This is a genomic window from Asaia sp. A2 (genome assembly GCF_057319415.1).
Genome location: NZ_JBXWTO010000014.1, coordinates 39,149 through 51,194 on the forward strand (window position 1 = coordinate 39,149; position 12,046 = coordinate 51,194).

Annotated in this window: 13 protein-coding genes and 1 tRNA gene; 11 read left to right on the top strand and 3 right to left on the bottom strand. The window is 59.4% G+C overall.

The features are described from left to right. Window position 1: 1 nt before the first annotated feature. A complete protein-coding gene (locus ACWNRM_RS11970; RefSeq protein ID WP_031241669.1) occupies window positions 2–1,501 on the top strand; it encodes a replicative DNA helicase in 1,500 nt (499 codons plus the stop codon). Between the two features lie 560 nt (window positions 1,502–2,061). Here the strand turns inward: ACWNRM_RS11970 and ACWNRM_RS11975 are convergent. Continuing rightward, the gene (locus tag ACWNRM_RS11975) at window positions 2,062–2,931 is read right to left on the bottom strand and encodes an aldo/keto reductase (protein ID WP_485170987.1); all 870 of its coding nucleotides are present in this window, start codon (window positions 2,929–2,931) and stop codon (window positions 2,062–2,064) included. Between the two features lie 240 nt (window positions 2,932–3,171). On the opposite strand from ACWNRM_RS11975, the gene hisG reads away from it, so the two are divergent. From hisG to ACWNRM_RS12025, 10 genes are all read left to right on the top strand, one after another. Then, window positions 3,172–3,906 (top strand): ATP phosphoribosyltransferase, encoded by a 735-nt coding sequence (gene hisG / locus ACWNRM_RS11980; protein WP_485170988.1) that lies wholly within the window; start codon window positions 3,172–3,174, stop codon window positions 3,904–3,906. Beyond that, window positions 3,903–5,198: a histidinol dehydrogenase gene (gene hisD / locus ACWNRM_RS11985; RefSeq protein WP_485170989.1), complete on the top strand. Its 1,296-nt coding sequence runs from the start codon at window positions 3,903–3,905 to the stop codon at window positions 5,196–5,198. The genes hisG and hisD overlap by 4 nt, the downstream gene beginning before the upstream one ends. 237 nt (window positions 5,199–5,435) lie before the next feature. Continuing rightward, window positions 5,436–5,654 carry a translation initiation factor IF-1 gene (infA, locus tag ACWNRM_RS11990; RefSeq protein ID WP_023979930.1) on the top strand — a complete coding sequence of 73 codons (219 nt, stop codon included), beginning with the start codon at window positions 5,436–5,438 and terminating at the stop codon, window positions 5,652–5,654. A gap of 10 nt (window positions 5,655–5,664) precedes the next feature. Beyond that, window positions 5,665–6,273, top strand: a complete 609-nt coding sequence (locus ACWNRM_RS11995; protein WP_485170990.1) for a Maf family protein — start codon at window positions 5,665–5,667, stop codon at window positions 6,271–6,273. Beyond that, window positions 6,270–7,358: a ribonuclease E/G gene (locus tag ACWNRM_RS12000; protein ID WP_485170991.1), complete on the top strand. Its 1,089-nt coding sequence runs from the start codon at window positions 6,270–6,272 to the stop codon at window positions 7,356–7,358. The genes ACWNRM_RS11995 and ACWNRM_RS12000 overlap by 4 nt, the downstream gene beginning before the upstream one ends. Next, entirely contained in the window at window positions 7,355–7,540 is a 186-nt protein-coding gene (locus ACWNRM_RS12005) for a DNA gyrase inhibitor YacG (protein ID WP_062165496.1), read from the top strand. Before ACWNRM_RS12000 ends, ACWNRM_RS12005 begins: the two co-directional genes overlap by 4 nt. Before the next feature lie 28 nt (window positions 7,541–7,568). Then, window positions 7,569–7,644: transfer RNA gene (locus tag ACWNRM_RS12010), tRNA-Phe, on the top strand. Between the two features lie 476 nt (window positions 7,645–8,120). Beyond that, window positions 8,121–8,495 (top strand): HAD family hydrolase, encoded by a 375-nt coding sequence (locus tag ACWNRM_RS12015; protein WP_062165498.1) that lies wholly within the window; start codon window positions 8,121–8,123, stop codon window positions 8,493–8,495. Next, the gene (locus ACWNRM_RS12020) at window positions 8,492–10,114 is read left to right on the top strand and encodes a capsular biosynthesis protein (protein ID WP_485170992.1); all 1,623 of its coding nucleotides are present in this window, start codon (window positions 8,492–8,494) and stop codon (window positions 10,112–10,114) included. Before ACWNRM_RS12015 ends, ACWNRM_RS12020 begins: the two co-directional genes overlap by 4 nt. Continuing rightward, window positions 10,114–10,842 (top strand): glycosyltransferase family 2 protein, encoded by a 729-nt coding sequence (locus tag ACWNRM_RS12025; RefSeq protein WP_485170993.1) that lies wholly within the window; start codon window positions 10,114–10,116, stop codon window positions 10,840–10,842. Before ACWNRM_RS12020 ends, ACWNRM_RS12025 begins: the two co-directional genes overlap by 1 nt. Before the next feature lie 55 nt (window positions 10,843–10,897). Here the strand turns inward: ACWNRM_RS12025 and ACWNRM_RS12030 are convergent, their stop codons facing one another. Continuing rightward, window positions 10,898–11,629: an SDR family NAD(P)-dependent oxidoreductase gene (locus ACWNRM_RS12030; protein WP_485170994.1), complete on the bottom strand. Its 732-nt coding sequence runs from the start codon at window positions 11,627–11,629 to the stop codon at window positions 10,898–10,900. Window positions 11,630–11,721: 92 nt separating this feature from the next. After that, window positions 11,722–11,937: a hypothetical protein gene (locus ACWNRM_RS12035; RefSeq protein WP_485170995.1), complete on the bottom strand. Its 216-nt coding sequence runs from the start codon at window positions 11,935–11,937 to the stop codon at window positions 11,722–11,724. Window positions 11,938–12,046 lie beyond the last annotated feature (109 nt).

The following is a 12,046-nucleotide window of genomic DNA, read 5'->3' on the forward strand; positions in this document are numbered from 1 at the left end:
CATGACCGATACCCCTGTACGAGCTATGGCCGATGACGGCCTGACTGCGCTGCTTCGGCGCACCCCTCCTGCCAATCCGGAGGCAGAGCGCGCCCTGCTGGGTGCATTGCTGACCAATAACAAGGCCTATGAGCGCGTCTCGGATTTCCTTGAGGCAGCCCATTTCGCCGACCCTCTGCATGGGCGGATTTTCGAGGCCATCGCCCGACGCATTGATCGCGGCATGCTGGCCGATCCGATCACCATGCGCGCCGAATTCGAACATTCGGGCCTGCTGGATGAGGTAGGCGGACCGCAATATCTGGGCCAATTGCTGATGGCGATGGTCGGTATCGTGAACGCCGGTGATTACGGGCGCGCCATTCACGACGCCTGGATACGCCGCCAGCTGATTGATATTGGCGAGACGGTCGTCAACAACGCCTATGGGGCGCGTGCCGACCTTGAGGGCGGCGACCAGATCGCGGCGGCGGAAGAAACACTGTTCAAGCTTGCCACCGACAAGGGGCAGGATGGCGGTTTCGTCACCTTCGAGCGCGCCCTGACCGGCGCATTGCAGGTCGCCGAGCAGGCCTTTCAGCGCACAGGCGATGTGAGTGGCCTGACATCAGGGCTGCGCGATTTTGACAAGAAAACCGGCGGCCTGCATCCGTCGGATCTGCTCATTCTGGCCGGGCGGCCGGCCATGGGCAAAACCGCCCTGGCCACCAAGATCGCCTTCTCGGCTGCACAGGCGCTTCTGCGCGAGGCCGAAGACAAGGGCATCAAGCCGCGGGGCGCTGTCGCCATTTTCTCGCTCGAAATGTCATCGGAACAGCTGGCGACACGTATCCTCTCCGAGCAGTCCGAAGTGTCGGGTGAAAAAATTCGTCGTGGCGATATCGGCCAGCGCGAGTTCGATCGCTTCGTGCGTGTCTCGCGCGAATTGTCGGAACTGCCCCTGCATATTGACGATACCCCGGCTATTTCGCTTTCCGCCATGCGGACACGGTGCCGCCGTCTGGCACGCACCAAGGGGCTCAGCCTTGTGGTGGTTGACTACCTCCAGCTCATGCGCCCTGCCATCGGGACCAAACCCGAGAGCCGCGTGCTCGAAATCTCGATGATCACCCAGGGGCTCAAGGCCATCGCCAAGGAACTCTCGGTGCCGGTCATCGCCCTGTCGCAGCTTTCGCGTCAGGTAGAATCGCGAGAAGACAAGCGCCCGATGCTTTCGGATCTGCGCGAATCAGGCTCGATCGAGCAGGACGCCGACGCCGTGATGTTCGTTTATCGCGATGAATATTATCTCCAGCAGCGCATGCCCAAAGACAGCGCTTATGAGAGCATGGACAAATATCAGGTCGCGATGGAGGAATGGCAGCGCAAGATGGCGCTCGTGCATAACAAGGCCGAACTGATTCTGGAAAAACAGCGTCACGGACCAACCGGTACCATCCCACTGTATTTCGAGGGCGAATTCACCCGGTTTGGCGATCTGGATACGGTACACGACGTCTGAGGGAGTACGCAGGACGCGACAGGCGGCCATGCTCCATCAGCGGAGCCCGGCCCTTATCGTATTGGCCGCGTGACCGAACGACGTAACAAGACAGGTAACGGGATGTCTGCCTGAAAAGCGCGTCGTAAGTCCCACCCCCGTCACTATCCGAACTCGCTCGCCTGTCGCCTTAGGCTTTGACCCGGCAAAAGGGCCGCTTTTTACTCGACGGATATCGAGCCGGAATGGAGTGCACTTTGTCAGGGCTCAGGATGCCGGACGGCACCAAGGCCTCCGTATCAGAACCTGAGTGCTCAAGGTGCACCGGCGAGTACGGACCACCATCAGAGATGGCGTTACGTCAGGCCTCATTACCGCTTGGAGGGGGATGCGTGATCCCCCAACCCAGATAGAGCGAAGCCAGAAGCAAGACCCGCGGGGCACGCGAACCTCGCCCTGTTAGAGAAGCCGTCTGCCTTGACCAAAAGCAGCGGCTTCCTCTCTCGATATAAAGCCCGCATTCTCGCCCCCGTAGGACGTCAGCGCCCCTTCATGTGAGCGCCGGTCGGGTGAAAATGGGCTCAGAAATCTGCCGTGAACGGGTTGGGGCCAGTGCGTCCATCCTCCCGGTCGAGGGTGGCGATACGGCTCATATCGTCCTCATCGAGGCAGAAATCGAACACATCGAAATTCTCATCGATGCGCTTCTGATGCGCTGATTTGGGGATGACGACATTGCCCTGATCAAGATGCCAGCGGATGGTCACCTGACCCGGCGTCTTGCCGTGCTTCTTCGCGATGCTGGTGATGATCTCGCCATCCAGCCCCGTACCGCGTCCCAGCGGGCTCCAGGCTTCGGTACGGATATCGAGCGATTCATTGAAAGCCCGCAGCTTCTTCTGCTGGAAGGCCGGATGCAGTTCGATCTGGTTGAGCACCGGCTTGACCCCGGTTTCCTCGATCAGACGCGTCAGATGTTCGGGCTCGAAATTGCAGACACCGATCGACCGGATACGCCCCTGTTTCTTGAGTTCGATGAGCGCTTTCCAGCTTTCGACGTACAGATCCTTCTTCGGCATGGGCCAATGGATCAGATAGAGGTCGACCACATCGCGACGCAGCTTTTTCGCGCTGACATCGAAGGCACGCAGGGCGGCATCATAACCCATGTCGCTGGCCCAGAGCTTGGTAGAGACATACAGATCCGGATGATCCTGCAACGCGTCGCCTACACCACTCTCATTGCCGTAAAACGCGGCCGTATCGACCATGCGATAGCCTGCCTTGGCGGCATAGCGCACGATCTCAGCCGTTTCGTCGGCCGGGGTCTTGTAAACACCAAGGCCGAATTGCGGGATGCGTGCCCCGTCATTGAGTTGCAGATGGACCTGTTCTTCATCGGCACGCGGGGTGGCAATGGCGAGGTCAGGGGTAAATTCGCTGCGAGACATTCAGGGCTCCTGTCATTCCCGAAAAGACGGTTCTTGCCCAATCTAGCGGATTGCGACGCTTTGGGTTGCAGGTCCGCCCGCCTTCCTGGCAATCAGGATGGTCATCACTGCGTGAGCCATACCTCCTGTCGCCAGCGCGTAAGGCCCTGCGGCCCGAGGGCTGACGGCCAGTATCCCGGACAAAAACCTTGCGGCCGCCCGGTTCTTGACTGAGCAAGATTGTGCTACAGGAATGTCGTGATGAATGCCGTATCCGAACCCGCCTCCGAATCCCGTGACAATGCCCAGCACGCGCCTCTGAACGATGCGCCGCTCGTTCTGGCACTGCCAAAGGGGCGTATCCTCAAGGCGCTAGGCCCCGTGCTCGAACGCACAGGGCTTTTTCAGGATGGCAGCGCCATTGGCGAAGGGACACGCAGCCTGCGTTTTCCAACGCTCGACCCCAAGGTCGATGTGGTGCGCGTACGCTCTTTCGATGTCGCGACTTTTGTGGCGCATGGTGGCGCGCAGATCGGCGTTTGCGGTGCCGATGTGCTGATGGAATTCGACTATCCCGACATCTATGCGCCGCTCGATCTCGGAATTGGCGGCTGCCGCATTTCCATCGCCCGCCCGGTCAGGATGGCCGGTCAGGACGGCGATCATGACAAGACCGCAGCCAGTTCGCATCTGCGTGTTGCGACCAAATATCCGACCATCACGCGACGTCACTTCGCTGCCAAAGGCATCAATGCCGAGATCGTGCATCTGCACGGCGCCATGGAACTCGCCCCCACACTCGACATGGCCAGCGTGATTGTCGATCTGGTGGATACCGGCTCGACCCTCAAGGCCAATGGCCTGCGTGAGACTGATGTCATCGCGCATGTCACGAGCCGCCTCATCGTCAATCGCGTTGCCCTGAAAACCCGACCCGACGCCATTCGTGCCCTGATCGAACGCTTTCGCGACGCCCTTCAGGAGAAAACAGCATGAAATGGCTGCAAAGCACCGACACGGATTTCGAATCCCGTCTCGTAACGCTGCTTTCTGACCGGAGCGCTGTTGAAACCAGCGTGAGCACGCCGGTGCGCGATATCATCGCCACCATTCGTGAGCAGGGTGACACGGCTCTGTGCGACTATACGGCGCGTTTCGACCGGTTGAGCCTCGCCCCGGAAGGGCTGGCCATCACCGCAGACGAAATTGCACGCGAGGCTGACAAGGTCGATGCCGATCTGATGGAGGCGCTCAATCTCGCCGCTTCACGCATCGAAGCCTTTCATCGGGCGCAGATGCCTTCGAACCTCGCCTATAAGGACGAGACCGGGCTGACCCTGGGCATGCGCTGGACGCCGCTCGATGCCGTCGGGCTTTACGTGCCGGGTGGCAAGGCCGCGTATCCGTCCTCTGTGCTCATGAACGCCATGCCAGCCCGTGTGGCAGGCGTTGGCCGCATCGCCATGTGTGTGCCCTGCCCCGATGGCGTACTGAACCCGCTCGTTCTGGCGGCTGCACGTGTCTGCGGCGTGAGCGAGATCTATCGGGTTGGCGGTGCGCAGGCTGTGGCGGCGCTCGCTTATGGCACGAACAGCATTCGCCCTGTCGATCGCATCGTCGGTCCGGGCAATGCCTATGTCGCCGAGGCCAAGCGTCAGGTGTTCGGTCACGTGGGGATCGACTCGATTGCCGGTCCGTCCGAAGTCGTGATTGTGGCCGACAACCGCAACAACCCGCGTTTCGTGGCGCTCGATCTGCTCGCTCAGGCAGAACATGACGAACTGGCCCAGGCAGTACTCATCACAGACGATGCCGGTTTTGCCCGATCTGTGGTGGAAGCCGTAGAGACCGAACTCAAGACCCTCCCCCGTGCTGCCATTGCCGGGAAGTCATGGGCCGATCATGGCGCGGTGGTGATTGTGCGCGACTGGAATGAGGCCGCTGAAATTGCCAACCGCTTCGCCTCTGAACATCTCGAGGTCATGCTGGATGATGCCGAGCAGTTCTCCACCCTGATCCGTCATGCCGGTGCCATGTTCCTTGGTCGCAATTGCCCCGAGGCTGTAGGCGATTATGTCGGTGGGCCGAACCACGTTCTGCCCACAAGCCGCACGGCACGTTTTGCCTCGGGCCTGTCGGTGTTTGATTTTCTCAAGCGCACCACCACGATCTCAGCCGGGGCCGATGGTCTGCGCGCTGTCGGTCCGGCAGGCGTCAGGCTGGCCAAAGCCGAGGGGCTCGATGCCCATGCGCTGAGCCTGTCGGCACGACTCGACGCTCTGGGCTGAAGTCTGCTGGCGGCATCGCCCCGGTCATGGTCCCTGATCCTGCCATTCGTGACGGTAGGGAAGAAAGTCCGTAACCCGGGGTGACAAGGCTAACGCGCAGAGGCCAAAACGCCTCTTTTCAGGGCCAGAATCACCAAGAAACTTGACGTAGCGACGTCGAGCCAGCACATACGCGGCATAATTTCATCCTGCCGGGGATTTTCCGGCCTGTATCAGAACACAGTTTCAAGGACTCAGATGTCAAAAGAAGACATGATCGAATTCAGCGGCACGGTGACCGAGCTGCTGCCAAATGCCATGTTCCGCGTCACACTCGACAACGAGCACACCATTCTGGCCCATACCAGCGGCAAGATGCGCAAGAACCGTATCCGCGTTCTGGCTGGTGACCGCGTGAATGTTGAAATGACCCCCTACGACCTGTCCAAGGGCCGCATCACCTTCCGCTTCAAGTAAGAGCGTTCGCGTGACAGACGGCACAAGGCCGGAGCTGGTTCTTGCCTCGGCATCGCCGCGACGGGTGGACCTGCTGCGACAGATCGGGCTGACCCCGGATCGCATCGACGCGGCCGATCTGGACGAATCGCCACGACAGAACGAGACGCCCCGCGCCTGCGTGGCGCGTCTGGCCCGCATGAAGGCCGAACTTGTCGCCACGCGCTGCCAGCAGGAAGCCCTTGTTCTGGCTGCTGACACGCTGGTCGCCGTCGGGCGTCGCATCCTGCCCAAGGCCGAAGACCGCGCAACGGCAGAACGCTGCCTTCGCCTGCTTTCCGGTCGTCGTCATACAGTCCTGACTGCCGTCTGCGTGCTACCTGCCGGTGGCTGGGCTGCCGGACGTGAGGTGGAGCGTCTGGTCGAGACCGATGTGACGTTCTCCCGCCTCACCGAGGCGCAGATAGCGGCGCTGCTCGATCAGGGAGACTGGCAGGGCAAGGCTGGCGGCTATGCGCTTCAGGGTGCCGCAGCCTCTGTCATACGCTATGTGGGCGGTAGTCCCTCAGCCGTGATTGGCCTTCCCCTTTTCGAGACGGCCCAGATGCTACGTGGCCAGCCCTGTCGCTTCATCGTATGATGGAATGTCGCATCGCCTGGTCACCGGGCGAGGCACGCATCGCGGTTTGCGATGAGGATAGACTTGTCGATTTTGCCCTGTGGCGCCCAGGCATGCCCGACGGCTATGGGGACATCCACGCCGTACGCGTGCAGAAATCCGCGCCCGCTCTGGGCGGCGCTTTCGTGCTTCTTGGTGACAACAGCTCCGGCTTTCTCACCGGCACCCATGCCGAAGGAGCTCTGGTCGCCGCACGCGTGACGCGCAGTGCCCAGAATGGCAAGGGGCTACGCCTCAAGCCCGTCAGCCACACACTCACGGCGACCGACCGCCCCGGCCTTGTCGCACGAGGCCCCTCACCGCTTGAGGACATCGCAGCGCGTTACCCGGACGCCGCATTGCTGTGTGACTCCCCAACCCTCATGGCCCTGATCCCTGCTGCCCTCAGGCCACGCATCACCCGTGTCAGCCGCGCCTTCGACGCTGTGCTCGATGCTGAATGCGATGACCTGATGACGCCGCAAGCAGCGTTGCCCCATGGCATCAGGGCGAGCTTCAGCCCGACCCCTGCATTGACCGCCATCGATCTGGATGACCCCCATCCCGATCAGCGTCGGCAAATGGACGGGTTCACAGCCAATCGTCACGCCTTTGCGGCTCTGGCGCAGCAGATACGCATGCGCAATCTCAGCGGGGCAATTCTGGTTGATCCGGCGGGAGTCCCCCTGCGCAAGCGTCCAGCGCTGGGCAGGTTTCTGGCCGAGGCGCTCGAAGGCGATCCGATGCAACCGCGCATGCTGGGCGCGACTGCGCTGGGTCTGCTGGAGATCGTTCGTACCAGGGGGCGCGCGCCCTTGCATGAGTGCCTTTCCAGCCCCGGTGGCCGTGGCCTGCAGGCGCTGCGGCAAATCCTGCGCGACCGGCCAGTGAGGCCGACGGAACAAAGGGCCACCCCAACACCGGTTCTGCAGGCGTCGCTGGCTGTCACACGCGCATTGGAGGCGGACAATCAGGCCGTGGCACAGTTCTCGCTTGAATGGGGGGCACCGCTCACCCTGTACATGATGCCTGATTACCCTGACAGCTACTGGAGTTTCACCCCATGAGCCTGTGTCCCATCTGCCAGAAACCGACGCTCCACGCCTTCAGGCCATTTTGCAGCAAACGCTGTGCCGATGTGGATCTGGGGCGCTGGTTCAATGAAAGCTACAGCGTTCCGGCCGTGGATGAGGATGAAGCCGAAAAAAACGGCTTTCCCCCGCTTGATCACCGTGACGGCTTGGAGTAAACCCCCTTTCACACCGTCAGGTGACGGTGCCCAAGTAGCTCAGTTGGTAGAGCATGCGACTGAAAATCGCAGTGTCACTGGTTCGATCCCGGTCTTGGGCACCATATTCCTCCCCAAAATATCAAATATGCAAGCAAAGCAAATCATACCCGATGCGCTTATGCCGGGCGGATACATTCTCTCGGACGCTTTCTGGTGTCCTCCCGCTGATTCCTTCTGCATGGCAACAGCTGCTGCACATGACACGCCCCTGACCCGTTGACTTATGGCGCCAAGGCTTCTCAGGCTTGGCATACATTCGACTTCAGCCTGCCACGGTCAGACGCTTGTTTCCATCCGCTCACCATGGTCGCCGACCTGCTATTGCGCTCCCAAATGGGCAAAGGCACGGCTTCTTTGCAATCATCGGTCAATCTGAACAATTCAGCCTCATACAGGCAATGTTTATGGACAAATAATGCATGATTTGTCATATAAATATCAGAAAAACAAAGTTTTTCATCTCGCTCAGTTGTCTGGCAATTTCAATTCAAACCCAATAGGTAGTTCAGTCAAGAATTTGCGGAGCTCGACCCTGGCTATGAAGCGTCTCGTTATTGATCTCGACGACACCCTCACCATCAGCAATCCTGATCTGTCATATAGCGAAAAGGAACCCAACCTTCCGCTCATTGCCAAGCTGCGCGAATACAAGGCGCAGGGATTTGAAATCCTAATCCAGACGGCACGCAATATGCGCACCTATCAGGGTGCTGTCGGCAAGATCAACGCGAATACACTTCCCGTCATTCTTGAATGGCTCAAGAAGCACGATGTCCCCTATGACGAGATCTATGTCGGCAAGCCGTGGTGCGGCACCGAAGGTTTCTATGTCGATGACCGTGCCATTCGCCCCCGGGAATTCGTCACGCTCTCGCTCGCTGAAATCAATGCATTGATCGAATCAGGCAAATGAACCCCTCTTCCTCCATCGCCCTGATCATGTCCGGGGCCTATGTCACGCAGGAACTCGTTGCAGAGTTCGGGCAACTGCCACCGTCCTTTCTGCCGCTTGGCGTAGGACGTCTCTATGACATTCAGGCGGACAGCCTGAAGGCGCAGGACCTCAATATCAGCCAGATCTATCTGGCTGTTCCAGAGAGCTATGAAGTTCCGGCCTATGACCTGCACAGGCTGGAACAGAAGGGGGTATCGTTGCTCCCCCTGCCTGACGGCATGTCCCTGGGTGAAGCTGTTGTCTATGCGATCAACGTTCTGAATGCCTATTCGGTCGGCATCCAGATCCTTCACGGCGACACGGTACTCGGCACGATTCCAACCGGCCTCAATGTTGTCGCGAGCCACCGGGAGGGTGATGACTACTCCTGGGCGGTGATCAATCACGATGAGGGCGCGATCAGCAGCCTCGAGACGATCGAGGCCACCAGCGAGGAAGACCTAGAGCGCCCGATTGCGTGCGGGTTTTTCTCATTTTCAAACGGGGTCGAGCTTGTTCGTGCCATCAGCCAGGCCCGTGGCAATTTCATCACGGGCCTCAATCTCTATATCAAGCATCGCCCTCTGACTCTCAAGCAGGTCGATGGCTGGTATGATTTTGGCCATATCCAGACCTATTTCCGGTCGCGCCGCCTTGTCACCACCGCCCGCGCCTTCAATTCGCTGCAAATCACGCAAAGCACGGTTCGCAAGCTTTCTGAAGACCGCTTCAAAATGAAGGGCGAGGCCAACTGGTTCGAGTCCATCCCCGCAGCGGTGCAGCCCTATGCGGCCCGTCTGCTCGACAAGGGCGAGAACGACAGCCAGGCGTTTTACACCACTGAATACCAGTACGCGCCCAACCTCTCCGAGCTTTACGTGTTTTCCTCCATCGGTCGTGTCACCTGGAAGAAGATCCTGACGAGCAGTTCGGAATTCCTCGAACTCTGTGCCACCACCCACAGCGATGCACCACGTGAGGCCTATTCGCGTCAGCTCATGGGGGGCAAGACCGTCGAACGCCTTGAGCGCTTTGCCAGAGAAACAGGGTTCGATGTCACGCGCCCTCTGACGTTCAAGGGTCGTGCAATGCCGTCGCTCATGACCATTGCCCAGGAGATCGAGGCCCTCATCACGCATGACCCGTCGGCGCGCGCAACGCTGATGCATGGTGATTTCTGCTTCAGCAACATCCTCTACAATTCGCGCAACAGCCGTATATCGGTCATCGATCCACGTGGTTACGTTTTTGCAGACAAGCTCGAAATCTGGGGCGATTTCCGCTATGATATCGCGAAATTCTCCCATTCCGTCGATGGGCTGTATGATTTCATTCTGGCGGGTCGTTACACCCTGACGCAGCAGTCAGAGTACGATTTCGATCTGGAGTTCGATGCCTCGCCCCAGCGTGACTGGCTGCAGAACTCCTTTGCCGAAATGAAGATTGCAGGTCTGTCTACGGCAAGCCGGGAAACGCGCGCCATCATGACATCGCTTTTCGTTTCCATGTTGCCGCTCCATTCCGACCGGCCGGACAGGCAGAAGGCATTCATCGCCAATGCCCTTCGTCTGTATGCCACGCTTGAAGGACTTGCGTGATGATCGTCATCCCCATGGCTGGCCTCTCCAGCCGCTTCACCAAAGCCGGCTATCCGGTGCCCAAATACATGCTTCCCCTGCATGGCAAGAGCGTGTTCGCCCATTCGATCGAGAGCTTTTCAGCCTATTTCGAGAGCCAGCCTTTCGTGTTCATCGCCCGCACGGTGGCGGACACGGAAACCTTCATCCGTCGCGAAATCGAGGCGCTTGGCATTCGTGATGCGCGCATCGTCATTCTCGACCACGAAACTGCAGGCCAGGCCGAGACGGTGGAATTTGGCGTCAAGCAGGCTGGTATGTCTGCCGGGTCGCCCCTGACTATTTTCAATATCGACACGTTCCGCCCCAATTTCCGCTTTCCCCAAGGGGCATGGTTCGGGAAATCGGATGGCTATCTCGAAGTGTTCCGTGGGTCGGGTGCCAACTGGTCCTATGTCGGCGCGGCGGAAAACAGCGATGAGCCGCTGGCCATTCGCACAACCGAAAAGCAGCCGATTTCAGATCTGTGCTGTGACGGACTCTACCATTTCGCCCGCAGCGGCGATTTCCTGAAAGCACTCGAACAGGAACGTCTCACCCCGTCATCTCCTGAGCTTTATGTGGCACCACTCTACAATCATCTGATCAGGGACGGGATGAAAATCCATTATGAAGTGATCCCGCCTGAGGCGATCACCTTCTGTGGGGTACCTGCCGAGTACGAGGCCCTCCTGGCCGAAGCCGGATAACGAACTGTCGCGTTGTCTTCTGCTCCGGAAAGAGCGCAGAAGGCAATGTCCTTGGTCAGGCGAGCAACCCGCCATCGACCGCCAGAGATGATCCGGTGATGTAGCTCGAACGCTCATTGACCAGAAATGACACGACATGAGCAATATCCTCGATCGCGCCATAGGCTCCGGTCGCAACGAAACGAGCCAGAATTTTCGCCGCCTCGGTGTCTGACGGGTTCATGGCCGTATTCACCGGCCCCGGCTCCACCACGTTGATCGTGATCCCCCGATCACCCAGATCGCGCGCCACACCCTGGGCGAAACCGCGCAAGGCGGCCTTGGTGCCGGAATAGAGCGACAGGCCCGGCAGCGGTGCACGACCACCAAAAGCCGATCCCATCAGCACGATACGCCCGCCGGGCTTCATATGACGCACGGCGCACATGGTCTCGATCATCGGGCCACGGACATTGAGATCGAGCACCTTTTCAACATCGCTGGCCGTGATCTCGTCGATCGTACCCTTGGGGTACATGCCTGCATTGCACACCAGAACATCAAGACGACCGAACACGCGCACAGCCTCGGCCACAACGTTCTCGTTGCCAGCCACTGTGCTGCCGTCGGCCTGAATGGCCAGCGCCCTGCGACCCAGCGCCTCGACCTGCCTGATTGTCTCCTGCGCCCCGGCCTCTTCGCCGGGATAGGAAAAGGCGATGTCATAGCCTTCGCTGGCGAGTTGGCGGGCAATTCCGGCGCCAATCCCACGGCTGGCACCTGTCACCAAAGCAAGTTTTGCCGTCATTGATCAGTTCTCCCGTTTTGAAAAAAGGCCAGATAGACATTCAGGCCGACATATCTGAGAGCGTCCGCAACGAAGATGAGATCCATCATCTTTCAGGCCTGGAGCAATCGGCAGGACTGGTCGAGCGTCCTGTAATGCTGGCAGAGATCACGCAGAATAAGGCGTTTCTGCCCAGACGAGAGACAGATCCTGCGTCGCTCGAGCTTTCTGATTTGCTCCCGCCAGACACGATATAATTGCCTCATCTGCTGTGACTGGGCGCGGGTGGTCATGAGCCCCTTTGCGGGTGACATGGCGTGATCTGGCATGGCAGGCTCCTGATGCAGTGAAACTCCCGTCCTTGCGGAACATGCAGACCATGCGCGTCCACACCGCAGCACCGTTATCTCTCGAATCCTCAAAACTTGCCTTATCGTC